Origin of the sequence: Hymenobacter duratus (genome assembly GCF_014698995.1) — a bacterium.
GTDB lineage: Bacteria > Bacteroidota > Bacteroidia > Cytophagales > Hymenobacteraceae > Hymenobacter > Hymenobacter duratus.
On the sequence record NZ_JACWZZ010000004.1, the window covers coordinates 22,087 to 43,123 of the forward strand.

18 protein-coding genes are annotated in these 21,037 nt (G+C 57.2%); 7 read left to right on the top strand and 11 right to left on the bottom strand.

Features of this window, described 5'->3' with window-relative positions; genetic code table 11:
* Positions 1-11: 11 nt before the first annotated feature.
* Together IC231_RS16155 and IC231_RS16160 are read right to left on the bottom strand one after the other, a co-directional pair.
* Positions 12-1,841, bottom strand: coding sequence for a glycoside hydrolase family 2 protein (locus tag IC231_RS16155; RefSeq protein ID WP_190785537.1), 1,830 nt, complete (start codon positions 1,839-1,841; stop codon positions 12-14).
* A 206-nt stretch (positions 1,842-2,047) separates the two neighbouring features.
* On the bottom strand, positions 2,048-3,331 hold the full coding sequence (locus IC231_RS16160; protein ID WP_211539123.1) for a hypothetical protein: 1,284 nt from the start codon (positions 3,329-3,331) through the stop codon (positions 2,048-2,050).
* A gap of 246 nt (positions 3,332-3,577) precedes the next feature.
* Here IC231_RS16160 and IC231_RS16165 point away from each other — a divergent pair, with 246 nt between their 5' ends.
* Positions 3,578-4,816 carry an ABC transporter permease gene (locus IC231_RS16165; protein ID WP_190785538.1) on the top strand — a complete coding sequence of 413 codons (1,239 nt, stop codon included), beginning with the start codon at positions 3,578-3,580 and terminating at the stop codon, positions 4,814-4,816.
* Between the two features lie 818 nt (positions 4,817-5,634).
* Positions 5,635-6,267 (top strand): hypothetical protein, encoded by a 633-nt coding sequence (locus tag IC231_RS16170; protein ID WP_190785539.1) that lies wholly within the window; start codon positions 5,635-5,637, stop codon positions 6,265-6,267.
* A 141-nt stretch (positions 6,268-6,408) separates the two neighbouring features.
* On the opposite strand, the gene mtaB is transcribed toward IC231_RS16170, so the two are convergent.
* The 3 genes from mtaB to IC231_RS16185 all read right to left on the bottom strand — a co-directional run bounded on the left by mtaB (position 6,409) and on the right by IC231_RS16185 (position 10,088).
* Entirely contained in the window at positions 6,409-7,749 is a 1,341-nt protein-coding gene (gene mtaB / locus IC231_RS16175) for a tRNA (N(6)-L-threonylcarbamoyladenosine(37)-C(2))-methylthiotransferase MtaB (RefSeq protein WP_190785540.1), read from the bottom strand.
* A gap of 90 nt (positions 7,750-7,839) precedes the next feature.
* A complete protein-coding gene (locus IC231_RS16180; protein ID WP_190785541.1) occupies positions 7,840-8,199 on the bottom strand; it encodes a hypothetical protein in 360 nt (119 codons plus the stop codon).
* A 26-nt stretch (positions 8,200-8,225) separates the two neighbouring features.
* Positions 8,226-10,088, bottom strand: a complete 1,863-nt coding sequence (locus IC231_RS16185; protein WP_190785542.1) for an LTA synthase family protein — start codon at positions 10,086-10,088, stop codon at positions 8,226-8,228.
* Between the two features lie 319 nt (positions 10,089-10,407).
* On the opposite strand from IC231_RS16185, the gene IC231_RS16190 reads away from it, so the two are divergent.
* The gene (locus tag IC231_RS16190; protein ID WP_190785543.1) at positions 10,408-12,597 is read left to right on the top strand and encodes a glutamine synthetase III family protein; all 2,190 of its coding nucleotides are present in this window, start codon (positions 10,408-10,410) and stop codon (positions 12,595-12,597) included.
* Positions 12,598-12,964: 367 nt separating this feature from the next.
* Positions 12,965-13,714, top strand: a complete 750-nt coding sequence (locus IC231_RS16195; protein ID WP_190785544.1) for a porin family protein — start codon at positions 12,965-12,967, stop codon at positions 13,712-13,714.
* A 1,216-nt stretch (positions 13,715-14,930) separates the two neighbouring features.
* On the opposite strand, the gene IC231_RS16200 is transcribed toward IC231_RS16195, so the two are convergent.
* On the bottom strand, positions 14,931-15,155 hold the full coding sequence (locus tag IC231_RS16200) for a hypothetical protein (protein WP_190785545.1): 225 nt from the start codon (positions 15,153-15,155) through the stop codon (positions 14,931-14,933).
* Between the two features lie 172 nt (positions 15,156-15,327).
* Here IC231_RS16200 and IC231_RS16205 point away from each other — a divergent pair, with 172 nt between their 5' ends.
* A complete protein-coding gene (locus IC231_RS16205; RefSeq protein ID WP_190785546.1) occupies positions 15,328-15,798 on the top strand; it encodes a hypothetical protein in 471 nt (156 codons plus the stop codon).
* Positions 15,799-15,944: 146 nt separating this feature from the next.
* Here IC231_RS16205 and IC231_RS16210 read toward each other — a convergent pair whose 3' ends face one another.
* From IC231_RS16210 to IC231_RS16220, 3 genes are all read right to left on the bottom strand, one after another.
* Positions 15,945-16,352 carry a hypothetical protein gene (locus tag IC231_RS16210; protein ID WP_190785547.1) on the bottom strand — a complete coding sequence of 136 codons (408 nt, stop codon included), beginning with the start codon at positions 16,350-16,352 and terminating at the stop codon, positions 15,945-15,947.
* A 540-nt stretch (positions 16,353-16,892) separates the two neighbouring features.
* Complete coding sequence (locus tag IC231_RS16215; protein WP_190785548.1) at positions 16,893-17,039, bottom strand: hypothetical protein; 147 nt, start codon at positions 17,037-17,039, stop codon at positions 16,893-16,895.
* Positions 17,040-17,364: 325 nt separating this feature from the next.
* Complete coding sequence (locus IC231_RS16220; protein WP_190785549.1) at positions 17,365-17,865, bottom strand: hypothetical protein; 501 nt, start codon at positions 17,863-17,865, stop codon at positions 17,365-17,367.
* Between the two features lie 148 nt (positions 17,866-18,013).
* On the opposite strand from IC231_RS16220, the gene IC231_RS16225 reads away from it, so the two are divergent.
* The gene (locus IC231_RS16225; RefSeq protein WP_190785550.1) at positions 18,014-18,991 is read left to right on the top strand and encodes an NAD(P)H-quinone oxidoreductase; all 978 of its coding nucleotides are present in this window, start codon (positions 18,014-18,016) and stop codon (positions 18,989-18,991) included.
* A gap of 122 nt (positions 18,992-19,113) precedes the next feature.
* On the top strand, positions 19,114-19,791 hold the full coding sequence (locus tag IC231_RS16230) for an NAD(P)H-binding protein (RefSeq protein ID WP_190785551.1): 678 nt from the start codon (positions 19,114-19,116) through the stop codon (positions 19,789-19,791).
* A gap of 72 nt (positions 19,792-19,863) precedes the next feature.
* On the opposite strand, the gene IC231_RS16235 is transcribed toward IC231_RS16230, so the two are convergent.
* Positions 19,864-20,481: a thioredoxin family protein gene (locus IC231_RS16235; protein ID WP_190785552.1), complete on the bottom strand. Its 618-nt coding sequence runs from the start codon at positions 20,479-20,481 to the stop codon at positions 19,864-19,866.
* Between the two features lie 30 nt (positions 20,482-20,511).
* Positions 20,512-20,997 carry a TlpA disulfide reductase family protein gene (locus IC231_RS16240; protein WP_190785553.1) on the bottom strand — a complete coding sequence of 162 codons (486 nt, stop codon included), beginning with the start codon at positions 20,995-20,997 and terminating at the stop codon, positions 20,512-20,514.
* Between the last annotated feature and the right edge of the window lie 40 nt (positions 20,998-21,037).

The following is a 21,037-nucleotide window of genomic DNA, read 5'->3' on the forward strand; positions in this document are numbered from 1 at the left end:
AGACCGCATCTTTACGGTTCTACTCGGGAGCGTAAGAGCCCAGCCGGCACGTCAAGGGCGCCGGTGTGTGGGTCAATCAGGCCATTGCGCTCATCTTCGATGTTGGTGGCCTGCGTGTAGACGTCGCCGGCAATGGAGCGTTTGCGGAGTTCCTGCTTGAAGAGGCGAATATTCTCGGCACGGGTAGCCGAGTCTTGCGGCCCGCCGTAGTCGGGGAAGCCGAAACCGCCCCATTCGCTGACGATCAGCGGCACCTGGCGGCGGTAGAAAAATGGGTCGCCGACGACGAGTGGAAAGGCGGCGGTGCCTTCCATTTCGCCCATCACCAGCCGGTCAAGCAGTTCTCTCCACCGGTTCAGGTCGGGGGTGTAGAGGTGAGCCGTCAGCAGGTCTGACTTCAGGCGGCCGAGCCAGGAAATATGGTGCCAGCCGTCATTATCAACTACCAGAAACTGCGGATAGGCTATCTGCATGTAGTGGTACATGTCGACAATGTACTGGCGGGTTTCGGGGTTGGTGGCAATGTCCTGAGCGCCCCAATCTTCGTTGTAGAGGCTCCAGATGACAACAGAAGGATGGGTGCCAATCAGCGCAACCATGCGCAGAAGCTCCTCGCGGTGGTTCTGGCGGCTGCGAGGGGTAGAGCTGTGTGGGCTTGGTACTTCCACCCATAGTAGCAGGCCCAGCTCGTCGGCCAGGTTGTAAATGCGCGGATCGACCCCGGCAATATGCACCCGTACGAGGTTGCAGCCCAGCTCCTTCATGGCGTGCATGTGCTTCTGCATCTCGTCGTAGGTAGCGCGGCCGGGCTGGTAGAGGATGCCATCAAGGTAGATGCCCTGGTTGTTGAGGTACACGTAGGCTCCCCGAGCTTCTATTTTGCGCAAGCCAAAGTGCGACTCAATCTGGGCCACGTAGCCCTCTGCATCAATCAGCTGCGCTACCAGCCGGTATAGCCGCGGCTCTTCCGGCGACCATAGCTGCGCGCCGGGTACTTCCATGGCTACACGCTGTTCCCGCTGGCCAGCCTCTAGGCGTAGCGGGAAATCGGAGGAAGCCAGTGGCTCGGTCGCTGCTGGGTCGCGGTCAAATACCTGTAGCCGTATCACGTAGGCGCCTGGGTCATGGATGCGGAGTGTCAGGTTGAAACGCACCAGTTGGTCTTCTACCAGGCTGACTATTCCGACACGGGAGCGAAGGCGGTTGCGCTCTACCATTTCCAGCCACACGCTGCGCACGGCCCCGGTATAGGTCTGGTACCAGATGCCGCCGCGCTTGTACACGTGCGACTCCTGCTTGCCGCGCGGCGTTTCGGCGTCCATCGTATCGGCAATGCGCACCGTGAGGCGGTTGACGGCCTGCAGGCTTTCTTCGCGCAGCTCGTATGAGAATGACGTGTAGCCGCCGTAGTGGATGTCTTCGCCTTCGATGGTGCGCAGCTGGCGGCCATTGAGCCACACGCGGGTTTCGTAGCCGCAGGCCCCGAATGTGAGCTGCAGCATCGACCGAATCTGCTCTACGTCGCGCTCCGGTCGCGTAAACTCCCGCTCGTACCACACCACCACCTTGTCGTGCCAGGTGCCGGGCTGACCTTTGGCTTCCGCTATGTGTGCCTCTACGGCTCCCGGCCATTGGGCCGTATACTCATAGCTGTGGCCCAGATGCCAGCCGTCGCGCAGTCCGCTATCCGTCGTGTCGATGGCAAAATTCCATTCCCCGTCCAGCAGCTGATAGTTGTTCATCCGGAGCACGGCCCGGGGCAGTGGATTGTCCAGTGACGCCGGCTGAAAGTCTTCTTCCTGGCTTTCAGAAAGGCCGTAGTTGGGATGATCAAAGCTCATACGCAGTGTGCCTGGGGTGAAATCTGGCCCTCGCGGGGATAGATACAACCGCACTAACGGCCTGCGCGCAGTCTGCGTTGCGACGCCGCCCGAACGCTGGCCGCCAAAAAGAAGCCAGCCGAAACCCCACTGAGGTTTCGGCTGGCTTTACCAGGCACACTTTGCGCTGTCTGCTCGTTCAGAGCGAATGGCAGCACTAATCAGGATCAGGTTTTCTGCTTTTTCTTTTTAGCCGCCGGAAACAGCACATTGTTAAGGATCAGGCGGTAGCCGGGGGAGTTGGGGTGCAGGGCCAGGTCGGTGGGCTCTTCTTCCACTAGGTGCTGGTAGTCTTCGGGGTCGTGGCCGCCATAGAAGGTCCAGGTGCCTTTGCCGAGCGTGCCGTGCATGTAGCGGATTTCGCCGGAAGCCTTGTTGTCGCCCATCACCACCACATCGGACTTCACAAGGCTCTTGCGGAAGGCCGTGGTCTGGCCCATAAAGCCCTTGATGGTCTTCTCGTGGTCCTGGGTAAGCATGGTGGGCACCGGGTCGTACTTGGCCGAGAAGGTGAAAAGCTGGAAATAGTCGTTGTCTTCGTACACGCCGCGTTCCTGGGGCTGCATGTCAATGTTGCTGTACTCGTACTGGTACGGGTCGCGCACGAGCTGGAAGTCCTTGAAGGCCAGCGTACGGTTGAAGTTGAGCTTGGACTGAGCGGTGGGGTCGGCCGGGTCGCCGTCGTACATGCTTTCCACCATGTCTACGCCCAGGCCGGCCAGCGCAATATCGTAGGTATCCGTGGCCGAGCACATGGCAAACTGGAAGCCGCCGCCCGCAATAAACTCCTGCATTTTCACCACCACGGCCGCTTTCATCTCACTGACCTTCTTGAAGCCGTGGCGCTTGGCCGCCGCTTCGGAGTCGCGCTGCTGCTGCTGATACCAAGGCCGGTTGCGGTAGCTGGCGAAGAACTTGCCGTATTCGCCCGTAAAGTCCTCGTGGTGCAGGTGCAGCCAGTCGTACTTGGGCAGCTTGCCGTCCAGCACATCATCATCGTAGATTTCGTCGTAGGGAATTTCGGCGTAGCCCAGCACCAGCGTCACGGCATCGTCCCAGGGTTGCTTGCCTTTGGGGGTGTACACCGCAATTTTGGGCACCTTCTCCAACTTCATCACATCCATATTAGCATTGGGGTCAGCTATTTCCGACAGGATGCTGGTGTACTGCGCCCCCGAAATTACCTGATACGTGACGCCGCGCACGGCCATTTCATTCTCCACGCCGGGCGCTACTTCGCAGGCAAAGGAGCCGCCACGGTAGTTCAGCAGCCATTCCACCTCAATCTGCTTGCCCAGCAGCCAATACGCAATACCGTAGGCTTTCAGGTGCTCCTTCTGGGTGTTGTCCATCGGGATAAGAACATGATTGGCCCAGGCACCCAGCGGGGCCAGCCAGGCCAGCAGCAAGAGCACCAGCAGGGTGCGGTAGTTGAACAAGGTATTTTTCATCGGATGCGTAATGGCAAGAAGATAGGCGCTGTCCCCGCAACGGACGAGGCAGGCTTCTTGGTTCGGGCAGGAGCGGAAATAACAGCGTCGGCGGGCAGTGGCGGCAAATTTTGCCCGGGCCGGTAAGGGAAAGATAACGCCTTTTGCCCGGAGGCTGCATATACGGCCGCACCCGGGCGGGCCGGCCACAGGGCAGTGGCCGCAAAGCCACCGCAATTCCTTAGCTTAGCCACAATTTTTCGATGTATGGATCTGCTGGAAAACATCAGGGAAGCTTTTCGCTCCATTAAGAGCAATCTGCTGCGCACCGTTCTGACGGCGCTCATTGTGAGCATCGGAATTATGGCGCTGGTCGGAATCCTCACGGCCATCGACGCCATGAAATATTCGCTGAACCAGACCTTTGCCAGTCTGGGAGCCAATTCCTTTGAAATGAAGGCAAAAGGCTACACCAACCGCTTTCGGCGAGGCGGCGTGCAGGGGCGCGTGTATCCGCCCATTAGCCTGCTGCAAGCCAAAAAATACAAGCAAACCCTCGGTGACGAGGCGCAGGTAGGGGTTTCGGCCTTCATATCGGGTGCCACGGAAGTGAAAGGCAACGGCCAGAAAACCAACCCCAATATCCAGGTGGTTGCCGGCGACGAAAATTACCTGCAGATCCAGAGCTATAACCTGGGAAAGGGCCGCACGTTTTCGCCGCTGGAGCTGGACAACGGTACCAACGTAGCCATCATCGGCTCAGAAATTCAGGAAAAGCTGTACCCCTCCGAAAGTCCGCTCAGCAAGTACGTGTATTTGCTGGGGCGGCGGTTTCTGGTGGTAGGGGTGCTGGAAAAAAGCGGCAGCAGCGGCCAGGGTGGCGGCGCCGACCGGATGGTGCTGATTCCGCTGGAAACCGGCAACCAGATGCCCCGGCAGCGGGCCCTCACCTTCGACGTGAAAACCGCTACCACTCGTCCCGGCGAGTTGAACTACCTCACGGGCCAGGCCACCGGCATCATGCGCGCCGTGCGCCACGACCAGCTCGGGCAGGAAGACAGCTTTGAGGTGGAGCGCTCCGACTCCATGGCCGCCAAGCTCGATGAGCTGTCGGGCGGGCTGAAAGTGGGCGGCTTCCTGGTCGGCTTTGTCACGCTGCTGGGCGCCAGCATTGCCCTGATGAACATCATGATGGTGTCGGTGACGGAGCGGACCCGCGAAATCGGCATTCGGAAGGCACTAGGCGCCACCTCGCTCCAGATCCGGCAGCAGTTCCTCATCGAAGCCATTGTAATCTGCGTGCTGGGTGGCTTGCTCGGCATTCTGCTGGGCGTAGGTGGCGGCAACCTGCTCACGCTGTTCATGGACCAGGGCGCCTTCATTGTGCCGTGGCTCTGGATGTCGATGGGATTGGTAATCTGCATCACGGTGGGGCTGGCCTCGGGTTACTATCCGGCCAGCAAAGCCGCCGCCCTCGACCCCATCGAAAGCCTACGGTACGAGTAGGGACGGTACGGTTGTACCCGCCAAATGCAGCAGGTTTGGCTGCATTGTACTTATGAGCTGCACTAAAAAGGACGTCCTGCCATATATGGCAGGACGTCCTTTTTAGTGCACACTTAGTTGAGCTTGGTGATGAGTGGGAGAGGAGGTGCCACAGCACGCTCTATCAATCTGGACATGCGCTTTTACCGATGAAATCGGCCTGCTTACTAGGCCAGTTCACAGGTGAATAGAGTAACGATGCGCCCTGAAAACCACTCCAGCTTGCGCGCCACGATAGCTGGGTTGGAGTGTATGAAATGCTGATGAACCGGTAGAAGTTGGTGCCAAGTGTTGATTTGTAGAGCAACTGCCAAAGCCTAGCGAAACCAGCCGCTCACTGTCTCACGCTGAACAGCAGACCTGATACTCTCTTTTTATCACGACTTGGTAATGGATTTACCCGCCCCTGTATGTTGGCGCTTCCTCAAACTGTTACTCGGCGTCTTCGGTATGAAAGGGTAGGGGCTGCCAACTCAGCGTCTATCCCCGGGGTTTCTCCGGCCACTTAGAACAGCATTACAGCTTAGGATACTATTTCGGTCCAGTATAACGCATGAGAAGATTGTGAAGGATAGGGCTGCGACGTATCGAAGTTGCACTGCGTGCCGATGAATTGCTGTGCTTCTACTCAGGAGATGAAGCGCGCGATGATCCAGCATTCTACTCAACGACTAGTCCTGATTCTAGCAGTCTAATGCAGCGCCGTAGCGGCATAGAAAAGTCTGAGTGTAGAGTGTAATTGTTTATATACATTTGTATAAGTAAATCCATTTGGACTCATGGCAGAATCAGCAACAGTAGGGCAGCGCTTTGTACAGCTTATTTCTCATTTGGGTATAAGTAAAAACGCATTTGCTAACTCCTTAGATAAGACAGCAACAGTTGTTCAACACCTTGTAGAAGAGAGAAATAAACCCGGATTTGACCTTTTGTGTAAAGTATTCGAAGTGTATCCAAATGTATCAAAAGAATGGTTGATACAAGGCTCTGGACCAATGCTTATTTCCGAAGTTGAAACACCTACTACGGCGCTACCAGTTGGCTCTGCCACTCCGGCTACCCATGCTACGCCGCAAGCTGTTGCGCCTGCTGCGACAAAATCTATGACAAAGCCAGTGGAGCCAGCAGATGAAGTGGCTGCCGGTCCTCAGCAGCCTCTGGCTTCGGGTAGCGAGGGTACCGGTGAAGAACCTGCACCTGTTGCTTCCGCCGCTACCGTGCCCTCCGTACCGCCCGCAACGCCTACACCAGTAGTGATGGCTGCACCAGCACCGGAAGCCGCGTGGCAAGCTGCTCTCTACACGCAGCAGATGGCGCACCAGTTGGCTATGGCCGAACTTCGAAACCAACATCTGCAGGACCAGCAGCGCCTTATGCAGCAAATGCTGGACCTCATGCAGCGGAAAATGTAGAGCTGACTACGGCATGTGTTGCCAGCTGCCCGCATTCAGCTTTATAAAAAAGCGCTGCTGCCAGACGGCAGCAGCGCTTTTTTGTGATGGAAATCAATGGTAAAAGGTGTTTGCCATAAGCTAATGCCTATACCAAAGCCCTCAGTGCTGCAACACTTCAATACCTGTCTCCTCCGCTTCCATCAGATTCTGCGGAGTTACGGCGGAAAGACGCAGATGCTTCAGCTCGCCCACCAGCAGCGGGTCGTATTTGGCCGTTACGCGGATATAATTAGGCGTAAAGCCTTCCATCTGGCCGTTGGTTACGTCGTCCTCGAAGAGCACGGCTGTTTCCAGGCCCACGTGCTGCTCATAGAAATGCCGCTTTTTCTTCTCCGAAAGGCCTCGCAACTGGGTAGTCCGCTCGTGGCGGTGGCGGTCCTGCACCCGGCCGGGCAGGGTGGGTGCCAGCGTGTTTTCGCGCTCCGAATACGGGAATACGTGCAGGTAGCTCACGTCCAACTCATTCAGAAACTGGTAGGTGGTCAGAAACTCCTCCTCTGTCTCGCCCGGAAAACCCACAATAACGTCAACCCCGATGCAGGCGTGCGGCATAACCTGCTTGATCAGCTGCACCCGTTCCACGTACAGCTCGCGCCGGTAGCGGCGGCGCATCAGGCCCAGAATCTTGTTGGAGCCCGACTGCAGCGGAATATGGAAATGCGGCATAAACCGCTTCGAGCGGGCCACAAACCGGATAATTTCGTCGGACAACAGGTTGGGCTCGCAACTGCTGATGCGGAACCGCTCGATGCCTTCTACCTCGTCAAGTGCCTGTACCAAATCATAGAACGTTTCCCGCCGCTCGCGCTCCGGCCCTTGCAAGCCAAAGTCGCCGAGGTTTACCCCCGTCAGTACAATTTCTTTCACGCCTGTTTCGGCCAGCTTCTGTACGCGTTCCATCACGCTCTGCACGGAGTCGGAGCGGCTGTTGCCGCGCGCCAGCGGAATGGTGCAGAACGAGCAGGAATAGTCGCAGCCATCCTGCACTTTCAGGAACGTGCGGGTCCGGTCGCCGTAGCTGTGCGCGGCATGAAACTCCGTGGCCTCGGATATAGGGGAGGCGTACACATGGCCGGGCTGCCCGGCGGCCGGCTTCTGAAAGCCCGCCAGCGTTTCCACCAACTGAAACTTTTCGGCCGCGCCCAGCACCGCATGCACGCCGGGTATCTCCGCAATTTCCTGGGGCTTGAGCTGGGCATAGCACCCCACAATGGCCACGAAAGCCTCGGGGTTATGTTTCAGGGCCTCTTTCACCACCTTCCGGCACTTCCGGTCGGCGTGGTCCGTGACGGAGCAGGTATTGATGACGTAGATATCAGCCGCGTCCTCGAAAGAGGTTTTTACGAAGCCGTGCTCCTCAAACTGCCGGCCAATGGCCGACGTTTCGGAGAAGTTGAGCTTGCAGCCCAGCGTATAAAAGGCAACTTTTCTCGTTTCCATAAGCAAGGGCGCAAAGATACGGCGAAGCCGGGGTTTCCCATAGGCCCTCCCAAGAAAGCCCTGACACTCATAGACTCAGACTGCCGGGGCCTATGCTGGTAGCCGTTGCTGAACCAGGGCCATCAGGCTCGCCAGATCCGCCTGATTCAGCTCCGTGGCCGTAAGAAACTGCTCCCAGTTGCCAGCGGCATTTCTCAGGAAGGCAGCCGGCAACGGTAGCCGGGCCAGCTCGGGGTACTGTGTGCGGAGCTCGTCGCGGTGCAGAAAAACCGGCGTGACGGGCAGCTGCCGCAGAAACGCCGCCCATTCCGGCCGCATAGTGAAGGCGCCGTACGTGAGGGCGCACAGCGAACAGGAATAGGTGCCCGGTGAGAGGGTTTTGTGGAGCGTGTCGAGCACCCCGTTCAGCACTCCGGCGTTGGCATTGTACACGAAAAGCAACTCTTTCATAAGGCCGGGAGCCACATCGAGGCAGCTTATTTAGCCAGATAATCTTCCATGCTGAGCTGCTCATAGGCCTGGCCCTGGCGCAGCTGCTTGTCCGGTACGCCCGGCGTGCGGCTGGTTTCGCGGCGCGAGATATTGTCGAAGGTGAGCGTGCCAGCCGGCGTCACGAACCCGAACCCGTCGGTGTAGCAGTAGAAAGCCGAGGGCTCCTGCACCGGGCGCAGCAAGTCGCGGCTCCAGCGGTAGGCCGTGGTGGGCAGCCGGAGCTGGGCCAGCAGCGTGGCCGCAATGTCGGTTTGGGAGCCGAGCGTGGAAAGGACCCGGCCACGGACTTCGGGCCGGAGCGCGCCGCCGGCCAGCACCAGCGGAATCCGGAATTTGGCGGGCTCTTCTGCTTCGTTGAAGCCGGGCAGCGTGTGGCCGTGGTCGGCTACCAGAACCAGCAGCGTATTGTCGTACCAGGGTTGCTGCCGAGCCTGCTGCAGAAAGCGCCCCAGCGCCCAGTCGGTATAATACACGGAGTTACGGAACAGGGCTGTTTCGTCGGAGCCCCGAAACTTGCGCGGAATGGGTATCTCAAACGGCTCGTGGCTGCTCAGCGTGAATGCAGTCGTGAAAAACGGCTGCCGTTGCGTCCGCAGATCGGTCAGCACCCGGTCAAACAGCACATGGTCGTGGGCTCCCCATTTCGAGTTCTGCTGGCTTTTCGGAAAGTCAGACCGCTCCGTGAGCTGCTCGTAGCCCGCCGTCATGAGGTAGCTTTTCATGTTGGCGAAGGCCAGCTCGCCTCCGTAGTAGTAGTGTGAGCTGTAGCCCGCTTGTTTCAGCGACTGGCACAAGTGCGGCAGCCGCTCGGTTTTGCGCGGAAACTTAATGATGCTGCTTGGAGTGGGCTGGCTGGGGTAGCCCGAAAGCAGTGCCACTAGCCCTTTCTGGCTCCGGTCGCCGGCCGCATAGAGGTTACTGAAGAGTACTCCGGTGCGGGCCAGGCTGTCGAGGTTGGGCGTAACGCCAGACTCGCCGCCGGTGCAGCCCACAAATTTGGACGTGAAGCTCTCCAGAATAATGAAGACCACATTGGGCCGCGGAGTGCGCAGAAGGCTGGTGGAAGCCGCCGGAGCGAGGGTATCTGTATAGGTATAAAGGGGGCGCACGAGGTTGCGGCTAACACTATCCGTCAGAAAACGGTAGCGGCTGGCGTCCGTGCCGCTCAGGGTCAGGGCATTTACCACGTTCCAGGGCAGGTTCACGGCCGCGTGGTTCGCAAATGGCTGGCTGGAGAAATACACGTCGCTCTGATTCACCGGAATCTGCTGCACCCCACCGCGCAGCGGTACAATCAGTAGCGTTGCATACAGCAAGCTCACCAGCGCCGCCCGGCCCCTGCCAAAGCCCGCCGGGAGCAGGGGGAGCGTACCCACCACCTTATTATATAGGAGATACCCCAGCGCCAGTAAGCCTATGAACGCGCCCAGCAGCAGCAGCAGCGGGGCGCTGCCGGCGGAGGCCGCCATTTCGGCCGGCGAGTTGAGGTACTGCAGAGGAGTAGAATCCAGCCGAAATCCCCAGGTCCGGTACAGTTCCAAGTCGATGGTGGTGAGGAACGCCACGACCACGCCCACTACGGCCGTATAAAACCGCACCAGCCGGTCGAGGCCGAAGCGGCTGCCCAGCAGGCTACCGCCCACTACCAGCACAAACGGAAGCAGGCTGATGTATGCGGCTGCCGAGGCATCCAGCCGCAGACCATACCCCGCTACGCCGGCAATAGTGCCGGCAGGCAGCAAGGCCGTTTTGCTGAAATGATACAGCAAAAACAGTCCCTTAGATGCCAGGAAGAAGAGCAGCCAAAACAGGTAGTAGCGCGGCTGAAACGCGAAGCGGTTTCTCACCTAGCAAAGGTAGGAGCAGTTTAGTGTGATTGTGCTTCACAGAGTAGCTTTTGAAACCGGAGGGCTACCACGCCCGCTAGTGACTACTTACTCAGTACATCGGTCTTATATTTCCTTCTGGTTTTAAGGGGAAACTAGTGTAATGGATGATGTTATTGAGAAAATAGCATGTTTCGTTGAGGGGGTATGCCGTAATAGTACTGTTGAATTCCCAAAAAGGCCTTCATTTATAAGGGGGTGTTTGGAAATTAGAGAAACACCATTGATCTTTGCGAGCAGCAAACCTGCCCAACCTCAAAATCCCCCGATTACCTCCTTCATGGCAATCCTCCGCTTTAAAGCACTTGAACTGGTTGACCAGCGCCAGCCTCTCACAGTTGAGAGCAACGGTGAGCGTCGCTCCGACAGCTTCGGCAAGAACGTCTTCAACCTGGATGCCATGCGGGCCACCATGCCCGGCGAGTATTTCAAGAAGCTGCAAAGCGCCATCAAGCTGGGCAGCCCGGTAGAGCGCAGCGTGGCTGATGCCGTAGCCTCGGCAATGAAAACCTGGGCCATGGCCAAAGGAGCCACGCACTACACGCACTGGTTTCAGCCCCTGACCGGCGCTACGGCCGAGAAGCACGATTCGTTCTTTGACCTGAATTCGGACGGTCGTCCGATTGAGAATTTCAAAGGGTCCGCGCTGGTGCAGCAGGAGCCGGATGCTTCTTCGTTCCCGAACGGCGGTATCCGCAACACGTTTGAGGCCCGCGGCTACACGGCCTGGGACCCGACTTCGCCCGCTTTCATCATTGAAACCGCAGGCGCCAAAACCCTCTGCATTCCCACGATTTTCGTGGCCTATACCGGGGAGGCTCTCGACTACAAAGCGCCCCTGCTGAAGTCGCTGGCTTCGCTGGAGAAAGCCGCTGTGGATGTGTGCCAGTACTTCGATAAGGATGTGAACCGCGTGAACACCACGCTGGGCATCGAGCAGGAGTACTTCCTCGTCGACCGTGCCCTGTACAATGCGCGCCCCGACCTGGTGATGACCGGCCGCACCCTGTTTGGGCACGCCCCGGCCAAAGGCCAGCAGCTGGATGACCACTACTTCGGCTCTATTCCGGCCCGCGTGCACGCCTACATGCTCGAGTATGAGGAGGAAGCCAACAAGCTGGGGATTCCGCTGCGCACGCGCCACAACGAAGTAGCGCCGCACCAGTTCGAGTGCGCTCCGACCTTCGAAGACGCCAACCTCGCCGTCGACCACAACCAGCTCCTGATGGACATCATGGAGCGGGTAGCGGATAAGCACAATTTCAAAGTGCTGCTGCACGAGAAGCCGTTTGCCGGCGTGAATGGCTCGGGCAAGCACAACAACTGGGCCCTGAGCACCGACACGGGCGTTAACCTGCTCGCGCCCGGCCGCCGTCCCAAAGAGAACCTGCAGTTTCTGGCCTTCTTCATCACCACCATTAAGGCCGTAGACCGCTACGCCGACTTGCTGCGCGCCAGCATTGCCTCGGCCAGCAACGACCACCGCCTGGGGGCCAACGAAGCGCCGCCGGCCATCATGTCGGTGTTCGTGGGCTCGATGCTGAATTCGGTGCTGGACGAGTTGGAGCGCACTGCTAAAGTGCCTCTCGACAAAGGTGACAACATCTACCTCAAGCTCGGCATCGATAAGATTCCGGCCATCCTGCTCGACAATACGGACCGCAACCGCACGTCGCCGTTTGCCTTCACCGGCAACAAGTTCGAGTTCCGGGCCGTGGGTTCCTCGGCGAACTGTTCGTCGGCCATGACGACGCTCAACACGATTGTGGCTGAGCAACTGATTGACTTCAAAACTTCCGTCGATGCACTTATTGAGCAGGGCAAGAAGAAGGAGGTAGCCATTGTGGAGGTGCTCCGCGAGTACGTTATCAGCTCCAAGAAAATCCGGTTTGAGGGCAATGGCTACTCAGACGAGTGGAAAGACGAAGCCGAGAAGCGTGGGCTGTCGAACATTCCTACTACGCCCCAGGCGCTGGACGCCATAGTGGAGCAGGAAGCTTCTTCGCTGTTTGAGCGCCACCACATTTTCTCGCACGTCGAGCTACATGCCCGCCACGAGATTCTGCTGGAAGACTACATCAAAAAGATTCAGATTGAAAGCCGCGTAATGGGTGATCTGGCCATCAACCACATCATTCCTACCGCCGTAGCCTACCAGACCAAGCTCATCAACAACGTGCGCGGCCTGCGGGAGCTGGGCCTCGATGATGAGAGCTCAGAAGTGACGGTAAATACAATCAAAGCTATTTCGCGCCACATTTCAACTATCAAAACCCAGGTAGATGGCATGGTGAACAGCCGCAAAGTGGCCAACAAGATTGAAGACACCCGCGAGCGGGCCATTGCCTACTGCGACACTGTCAAAACGCATTTCGATACCATTCGCCGCTCCGTTGACAAGCTGGAGCTGATGGTAGCCGATGAGGACTGGCCTTTGGTGAAGTACCGCGAACTTTTGTTCCGGCACTAAGCCAAGGACAGAATCGGGCCGGAGTTGGGTGGGAATTTTCTCCGAGCCTCGATTTCAGAAAAGCCGTTTCCGGGTGGGAGCGGTTTTTTTTGTGCCCTGCTACAGGGTGCGCTACAGCAAAATGGCTTCCGCGCTGCGCAAAAGCCCTTCTACCTGGTTTCCTAAACTATTATTGACTTCATCTAAACGTCTTCAAAACGTGTTTGTCAGGCGAGGTTTGCGCGAAGTAGTTTGAACTTGCCAGTTGTGTAATCAATATTTGCGCCCTGAACCAGGCCGTAATGCACCTATAGACGTCCCCCTATTCTATACGCTTCTATTGTCCTGGGCACTCAATTGCCCCGTCTTGTATTCTTCCATTCCTCCAATGAAACTTCCCTTTACTTCTTCCCTGCTGATGGCTGGTCTGGTGCTGACCACTTCCGTTGTTCACGCACAGACCACATTCCACATTGGTCCCAAACTGGGTTATAACCGGTCTTTTGGTGGCTTTGAATACCCGGGCAATGACTATCTGAACGTTACCAATTCTTCGCGCAGCGGAGTGGAAGCTGGCATTGTGGCGCAGGTCGGCTTGTCCGGGCACTGGGCTGTGCAGCCGGCCGTGCTCTATTCTCAGAAGGGTTTTGGCTTCGTTGAAAAGGCCTACGACGCTCCCTACAATTACTCCTACGAGGGGGAATACAGCTTTCTTTTCAACTACCTGGCTGTGCCCATCAACCTGGTTTATAGCCAACGGTCCGGTGGCCAGGGGCTCCAGGTATTCGCGGGCCCGTATGTGGGCTTTCTGCTGGGCGGTAGCTATACCTCCACGCAAAGCGGCCGGTACGGGAGCGGCGCCTCCCGCGGCCAGTCCAGCAAGGGCGACGTGGAAGCCGGTGACACCTACAACAACCGCCCCGACGCGCCTTACGTGTCCCAGGGCCTGGATGCCGGCCTGCAAGGCGGCCTGGGCTACGGTTTCGCCAGCGGGTTGCAGGTGCAGGCCAGCTACAGCCAGGGCCTGCGCAACCTCGGGGCCAGCTATGCGCCTGGGCTCACCAGTCAAGAACCGCCTACGTACCGCAACCACGCCTTCCAGCTTTCACTGGCGTACCTGTTTGGCCCTAAGAGCTAGGCGCTGAAAATACTGAAAGTAAAAAGACGACGAATTCTGGATACCTGCAGCGCCTGTCTTAACGGCCCCGAAAACGAGGTTTTTCGGGGCCGTTGCCGTGTGCCTTTTATCAGCGCAAGTACTGGCGTGACTGCCGGAACAGTCGGCGCCATTTTTGTCACTCAGCACCAAAAATATGCTGGTTCAGGTACTGGCACTGGCATGCAATACTCCGAAAGCTTACCGAAGTAAAGATGGTTCCGGGAGGATGTTTGCGTTATAGCCAGAATCCGGATGCTTTTGGACGGACCCGGAAATTCAACCCGCAGTGGGAGCAACACCAGGTGGCCTAACGCTTCCAGCGTCCTGTGCGCGGACCGTTGCCGCTATCGTATCACCAAGTGCAGGCGTTACGCCTGCACTCCTTCTTCATTAACGCGAGTATACGCTTGTATTATCCATCTGCTCGCCGGTGCTAATGTTGTGCCGGCCAGAAACCAGCCTGAGCAGATGGGCATCTAGTTTTCTTATTGTTTCATAGCTGCTGGGTTGGGTACCGTAACCTATATGCAGAACACTATCCTGGCGGGTATAAACAGAGCGGCTGGTCAACTGAGTGCCCTGGTAATACAGTACTTCCTTTTCCGTGTATTCACTAAAAGAGCCCGGCGAATACGTAGATGTGGACTGGCGTACTGTTCTGCCCGTTGCGTCATATATACGTTTCGGTACTGCTTACTGCCTGCCAGCGCCCCAAAAGTTCGTTCTTGGGCGTAGGAGTTGACTTCCCATCATTAGTTGATGAACAAGCGAAAAGAAATAGAAGGGTGGAAGCACGGAGTATCGTTCTCAAAGGGGATTATGTTGCTGATCAGAAGGGTGGAAGTGCACCCAAAGGTAGGTGTGTTTCGCGTTGCTAGAGAAAAGGTGGACCACTTATGATATCCAGGTTCCTACGGCTTTTTTGATGTGCCAGCGGCCCTGTGCTTTCTCGACAAGTAGTACTTCGCCAACTCCGCATTTAGGGCCACAGTACCAGCCATAGGTCAACACGGTCATATCATGAGATGCATTGAAGAGGCTCTCGACTACAAAGCGCCAACGATGTTGGAAAGGGTCAGGATACCGGTGGTTAAGTCCCGGGTAGAAGGCGTGCCTGCGACATGGGGGAGCAGCCGTGCAGTGCAGAGTTGGAACTCCTGTGCCGTCATTCGCTGCTGAACGCTGGTGAGAAGATTTAGGCGGCCTGCTCGCGGTGCGGAGCCACTAGCGTAAGCCATGGTGCAATTCTCTGATCTGCCTGCAACTCATCAAGCCGGATCGGCAAGTTGGCCAGACTGTAGTTCTGGTGCAGCAGCGAAGTACTCAGATAGAATGTCTGGAAACGTGCTGTATCGAGAAAGCGCCGGTTTTGCAGGCGCACCAGGCGCTTCTCTAAAAGAACAGAGTCAGCATGAGACATACGTCGTTTATTTCCAACCTGCTCCGCGTGCTGAACACACGAGCAGCACCACAGGAAGTAAAAAACACAACACACGCATAAGCAGAAAGGCAATATCAGTACTTGTACGTCTCGCAATATATATACTGATGGAGCCGTTCGCTTTACCTGGACACACTTATTCACTGGTATCATGAACAATAAACTACTGTGGCTAGGCGTGGGGCTGGTTGCCTTTTGGGCTGGCAGTGCAAATGCTCAGGCGCCCGCTGCTACTCCGGCTCCTGCTGCCACCGTGCATTTTGTGCAGGGCAAAGCCTTCGGGTTGATTTATCCCAAATACCGGGTGTATGCCAACGGCCAGCTGGTATGCAGGCTGGGCCGAAAAAGCCATTGCGAGGTAAGCCTGCCGGCTGGCCCCACTACATTCGTTGCTAACACGGCACTGTCCAAAGTGCCCGTGCTGGCGCTGGGGCGTACACCGGAGTTGACGCTGGTTCTGGAAGCGGGCAAGAGCTATTATCTGCAGGGAGATATGGCTGCCGCTGGCGCGCGCATTCCCAATACCACCTACGGTCTGACAGAAGTTGTTCCGAACCCGACCAAGCTGGCGCAGATTGGGGAGTTCAAGCTGGTGCAGGCGATGGCCCGCCCGGCCCAGTAGAGAGCCCGCAACTTGGGCAAGCGCCAATCCTAAGAACCTGCTAAATGCAAAAAGAGGCTTCTGCGCAATACAGAAGCCTCTTGGTATTTCTTGGCTTACGAATATCTATAATCTGCTTAGCTGCCCGCAAAAGGCTCCTGTTGTGCTTACGACGTCCTGGACATGTGCTGAGGCTGCTCGGCAAGCTGGCTGTGCTGCATAAACTGGTTCTCGTCCTGCCAGAAGGCCCGGCATTCGCTCCGCAGGTTTTTTAGCAGGTCTTCCTGCCGCCGGAGCGCACGCCACTCGCCCATGCCAAGCTGCTCACAGAGTTTATAGAAGGTGTCGCCTTGTCCCTTGTGGCCTTTTACTTCTACCAGGCAGCTCAGAATAGGACGCCCGGCGGCAACCTCAGCCATCGAAATGTCGGCTAAGAGCTCTTTCAGGCGGCTCTTTTCGTGAGGATTCTCCAGGTTCAATCCTAAGTCGGCCTCCTGAATCAGATTCAGGTAGCTGGTAGTACCTACCTGGTGCCGGGCAAAGAGAATCAGGTGCTTTCTAATGCGGTCAAACATATTGGCTGAGTTGGTTTGCAAGAATGGAAATAGAAAAAAACATACACACTGCTCCCAGAGTCGTGGGGCAGTATATAGTAGTTTTCCAAAACCGTACCAACCTTACTCAACTAGCTTTTAAGGCCCTTTAAGGCGTATTTATTTTCTTGTATGGCTCGGATGTAGTAGTGGAGCGAGATGGAAAATAAGTAATAAACAACAGGATAAAATATGAATAAAGTGAGCTGGTGAATGTTCTTTGAAGCTCAGTGTAATGCCACTAGACTTCCAGATACTGCCCAATATCCTTGCAGGAAAGGTGGGGGGGCGGAGCACTCTTATGCACCAGGAGTATCAGGCATCGGCTATGGCAGATGAATCGTTCGGGGAAGGAGAAACAACACAGGATGCGTCAGAAGCAGGCAGTGCCGGGCTTCCGGCCGCCGCGAAACAGTTTGTGCTGGCAACAGTCAGAATGCCCCGGGCTTATCAGCGCCGCGCTTCAGGCCGAATAGCTTTCCTGACCCAGACTACAGCGCAGGACCAGCAGCTCGCTGCCGGTTAGGTGAAAGGCACCAGAGCGGCCAGCAGCGTAGTGGTAGCCTGCCGCCAGCTGGCATAGGGCCAGAGGATATTGCCTGCTACGTAGGGCGCCGTTTCCTGCTTCACGGCGTCCAGCCAAGCAACAAGAACCGTTTTGGCTGGCATAGGCCAGTCGGGCTGCGAAACAGTTGGCCACTGTTCATCAGGCCACTGCTGCAGAAAATATCCGGCCTGATCGGCAATACGGGCTAGGCGTGCCGCTGCATAAGGAACATTGTGCTGAATGTGACGGGCACTCCGATATAGAGTGCGGAGTTCCCGGGTCAGGGGGAGCGTGACCTGCGCAACCTGCGCAGGATTGTGTTCTTTCGGTGTGTTCATCTGGCCCATCTACGACAGGTAAAAAGCCCCCGGATTTACTTAAAAAGGCAAAAAACACTAAAAATTCATTGGGGAATTATCCTGCCGAAAGCTGCGTTTACTCCTGGTTTCAGCTCGGCAGTTGGCGTGGCAATTCCGTGTCGTCATCGAGCAGCTCGGCGCTGGTACCATGGTCGGGGGCTAGGCGTTTCCAGACGGCTAGCTTCAACTCGTCGAGGCGACGCAGGCTGTCCTGCACCGTGCTATGGGTTCGGATTTTCTCGAACACGCCCGTTTTGTGCCCGACCTTCATCATCTGTTCCAGCACGAACGGCAGAATCCAGCCTACCACACTGGAAGCCAGAACTCCACGCAGCCCAATGCGCACCAGCAAGCGGGCTGCCATACGCTCCAGCAGCAAGGCACGAGCAGCAGGAAGCGCCTTATTGGTCAGAAAATCAACCACCAGCTGCTGGTTTCCTTTCTTGATTTCAGCCCGCAATACTTCCTGAATGGCCTCCAGAGCGGAAGCCGCCGCCTTGTGAAACAGGCGGCCCGTTTGCCAGGCGGCCATGCTCGTAAGCTGGCCGGCTGTGCGGAGGAAATGGGGGAGTAGGCTGACTTTTTTCATGGCTGAAGCAAGTACGCAAAACCCCGACAAACAGACGACGGTCGGCCACTAGTACAACTCGCCAGCCCATGGGCTGCGTACAGGGCAGCACACAGCGCTGTCTGCGAGGTGCATTTTTCGTATCGTCTGCCACTTGTTCCTGCTCTTTATGAATGCCATTGTAATCACGACCCCCGGCGGCCCTGAGGTGCTACTGCTTCAGGAGCGCCCTCAGCCGGAACCGGCTGCACACGAGGTGCTGGTTCGGGTGCACGCGGCGGGCATCAACCGCCCCGATGTACTGATGCGGCAGGGCAAGTACGCCGGAGCCGGAGAGGTAGCCGGCTCGATTCCGGGCCTGGAAGTAGCCGGAACAATAGAAAAATGTGGTTCGGCAGTGGCCCGATGGCAGCCCGGCGACCGGGTGTGCGCGCTGCTGGCAGCTGGTGGCTATGCCGAGTATGCCACCGTAGATTCCCGCCACTGTTTGCCCATCCCCGACGGTGTAAGTTTTGCAGAAGCCGCCTCCCTGCCCGAAACGGTATTTACGGTGTGGCACAACGTGTTCCAGCGCGGGCACCTGCAGCCCGGCGAACTGCTACTGGTGCACGGCGGCAGCAGTGGCATTGGCACTACGGCTGTGCAGCTTGCCGTAGCGCGTGGCAGCCGCGTAGCAGCCACCGTAGGCAGTAGTGCTAAGGCCGAAGCGGTGCGGCAGTTGGGTGCTGATCCGGTTATTAACTATAAAGCGCAGGACTTCGAGGAGATGGTGCGCGCCGCCGGAGGGGCCGATGTGGTGCTGGATATGATAGGCGGCGACTATACCGCCAAAAACCTGCGCCTGCTCCGCGACGATGGCCGCCTGGTATTCATTAATGCTATGCAGGGGGCTGCGGCTGAGTTTAATGCACTGGACATTATGCGCCGACGCCTCACCATTACGGGAAGTACCCTGCGGCCGCGCTCTGCTGAGTTTAAGGCCGCGCTTGCCACTGAAGTAGAGCAGCAGGTGTGGCCGCTGCTTGGCCAGGGAAAATTGCGGCCGCTGCTCTACCGCACATTTCCGTTGGCAGAAGCGGCTGCCGCCCACCAGCTGATGGAAAGCAGCTCCCATATCGGAAAAATAGTGCTGCTGGTGCTGCAATAGAGGGCTTTCCGCAGGGAGGCGGTGTTCACTATCCAACAAACCCCCGCCGCCGCCGTACACCAGGACTTTTCTTTGCTTGCGGCGGCACGTTGCTGCTACTCGCCTTTCTCTGGTTTCGCGCTATGCAAACTGCATTACTTATTGGGGCTACCGGCCTTGTCGGCGACTACCTGCTGCGACAGTTGCTCTCCGATTCGCGTTTCGAACGGATAAAAGTATTTACCCGCCGGCCCACGGGCTACCAGAATCCCGGCAAACTGGAGGAGCATCTGATTGACTTCGACCACCCCGGGCAGTGGCAGCATCTGCTGACCGGCGACGTCCTTTTCTCAGCGCTGGGTACCACGCTCCGGCAAGCTGGCGGCAATGATGCCCAGTACAAAGTAGACTATACCTATCAGTATCGGGTGGCGGAAGCTGCGGCGCAGAACGGTGTGAAAACGTACGTGCTGGTCTCGTCGGCCGGTGCCGATACGGAGGCGTTTGTATTCTACTCACGCATGAAAGGCAAGCTGGAGCAGGATATCAAGCGGCTGCCGTTTCAGCGCATCCGTATCCTGCAGCCCGGTATGCTGGCTGGCCACCGCCACGAGCCGCGCCTGGCTGAGCGGCTGGCCCTGCCGCTGGCTGCCCTGGCTGGCTACCTGCCCGGTTTGCAGCAGTACCGCCCCATCCACGGCCGCGAAGTGGCCCAAGCCATGGTCAATGCCGCTCTTGACGAAAAGCCCGGTGTACAGACCGATACGCTGGAAGACGTTTTCCGGCGCGCGGAAAACGGCTCAAGCAATTCAGCAGTTTAACATACCCTATCCAAACAGAAAGAGCCAGCTTTTCGAGCTGGCTCTTTCTGTTTGTGCAACGGCAGACGTAGCCTAGGCTTTCTTCCATTTGATGGTGCAGCCAATAGCTTTCGTTGAATTAACAGTAGCTGGCTTGCCTGCCATAATATCGGTCATGGCGTTTTCGAGATACTTGGTCTTTACCAGCTTGGCATCTTCCGAATTGTCGTCAATGGCCCCGATATAGCTCACCACAAAGTCCGCGCCCTTGCGGCTGAGCACGTACAGGTGCGGAGTGCGGGTGGCACCGTACTGCTTGGCTATTTCCTGCGACTCGTCCTGCAAATAGGGGAAGGCATACTTTTTCTCTTTGGCGCGCTTCTGCATTTCCGCAAAGGCGTCGCCGGGCACCACAGCCGGGTCGTTGGGGTTGATGGCTACTACGGAGTAGCCCTGCGGCGCGTATTTGGTGTTCAGGTCCATGATGCGCTGCTCGTAGGCTTTGGCGTAGGGGCAGGTGTTGCAGGTGAATACCACAATGTATCCCTTGGCGGCTTTGTTGTCGGCCAGAGAAACCAGCTTGCCGTCCACGTTTTTCAGCTTGAAATCCACGGCTTTATCACCGACCTGATAGCCAGGAGATGCCGTCCGCAGCACGAAGCTGCTCAGGGCCAGCAGGCAGAGAGCCAGAAGAGAAAGGAGCTTTTTCATGAGGATGAGTTAGGGAAAAGTGGGAAATGACTACTTCAGAAACTGTTGCAGCGCGGCTGTTAGCTCAGGCTGCGTGAATTCCTTCTCGAATGTTGCGCGCTTCTGGCGCTTGTTGTTAAGCATCATGGTAAACGGCAGCGCCCCCGACCATTGCGTATCCACCTTGTCCATCCAGGAGTTAGGGTCGGTTTCGTTCAGCAGCACCACCTCTGATTTCAGCCCGCGCTTTGCCACAAACGGCTTCACTTTCTTCTCCAGCTGCGACACGTAGTCGGTACTAACCAGAAGTACCTTCACCTTCTGGCCCGCATAAGTGCGGCCGAGCTGCTCGAAATGAGGTAGCTCCTTTACACAGGGCGCACACCAGGTAGCCCAGAAGTTGACGATGTACGTGGTGTCGTTGGGCTGGCTCAGGCGCTTCTGCAGCTCCGGCAGCTTAATGACGGCCACCTGCTGCGCCCGGCCGGGCAATGCCAGCAACAACGCGGCCAGTGCTAATACGAGGAGTTTGCTCATGAGGTAACGTAGGCTGCAGTATCAGCTCATAGACAGCCGA

Bases quoted from the DNA above. Each gene is read 5' to 3' on its own strand.
- IC231_RS16155 (WP_190785537.1), bottom strand. From the start codon at position 1,841: ATGAGCTTTGATCATCCCAACTACGGCCTTTCTGAAAGCCAGGAAGAA.
- IC231_RS16160 (WP_211539123.1), bottom strand. From the start codon at position 3,331: ATGAAAAATACCTTGTTCAACTACCGCACCCTGCTGGTGCTCTTGCTG.
- IC231_RS16165 (WP_190785538.1), top strand. From the start codon at position 3,578: ATGGATCTGCTGGAAAACATCAGGGAAGCTTTTCGCTCCATTAAGAGC.
- IC231_RS16170 (WP_190785539.1), top strand. From the start codon at position 5,635: ATGGCAGAATCAGCAACAGTAGGGCAGCGCTTTGTACAGCTTATTTCT.
- mtaB (WP_190785540.1), bottom strand. From the start codon at position 7,749: ATGGAAACGAGAAAAGTTGCCTTTTATACGCTGGGCTGCAAGCTCAAC.
- IC231_RS16180 (WP_190785541.1), bottom strand. From the start codon at position 8,199: ATGAAAGAGTTGCTTTTCGTGTACAATGCCAACGCCGGAGTGCTGAAC.
- IC231_RS16190 (WP_190785543.1), top strand. From the start codon at position 10,408: ATGGCAATCCTCCGCTTTAAAGCACTTGAACTGGTTGACCAGCGCCAG.
- IC231_RS16195 (WP_190785544.1), top strand. From the start codon at position 12,965: ATGAAACTTCCCTTTACTTCTTCCCTGCTGATGGCTGGTCTGGTGCTG.
- IC231_RS16200 (WP_190785545.1), bottom strand. From the start codon at position 15,155: ATGTCTCATGCTGACTCTGTTCTTTTAGAGAAGCGCCTGGTGCGCCTG.
- IC231_RS16205 (WP_190785546.1), top strand. From the start codon at position 15,328: ATGAACAATAAACTACTGTGGCTAGGCGTGGGGCTGGTTGCCTTTTGG.
- IC231_RS16210 (WP_190785547.1), bottom strand. From the start codon at position 16,352: ATGTTTGACCGCATTAGAAAGCACCTGATTCTCTTTGCCCGGCACCAG.
- IC231_RS16215 (WP_190785548.1), bottom strand. From the start codon at position 17,039: ATGCCAGCCAAAACGGTTCTTGTTGCTTGGCTGGACGCCGTGAAGCAG.
- IC231_RS16220 (WP_190785549.1), bottom strand. From the start codon at position 17,865: ATGAAAAAAGTCAGCCTACTCCCCCATTTCCTCCGCACAGCCGGCCAG.
- IC231_RS16225 (WP_190785550.1), top strand. From the start codon at position 18,014: ATGAATGCCATTGTAATCACGACCCCCGGCGGCCCTGAGGTGCTACTG.
- IC231_RS16230 (WP_190785551.1), top strand. From the start codon at position 19,114: ATGCAAACTGCATTACTTATTGGGGCTACCGGCCTTGTCGGCGACTAC.
- IC231_RS16235 (WP_190785552.1), bottom strand. From the start codon at position 20,481: ATGAAAAAGCTCCTTTCTCTTCTGGCTCTCTGCCTGCTGGCCCTGAGC.
- IC231_RS16240 (WP_190785553.1), bottom strand. From the start codon at position 20,997: ATGAGCAAACTCCTCGTATTAGCACTGGCCGCGTTGTTGCTGGCATTG.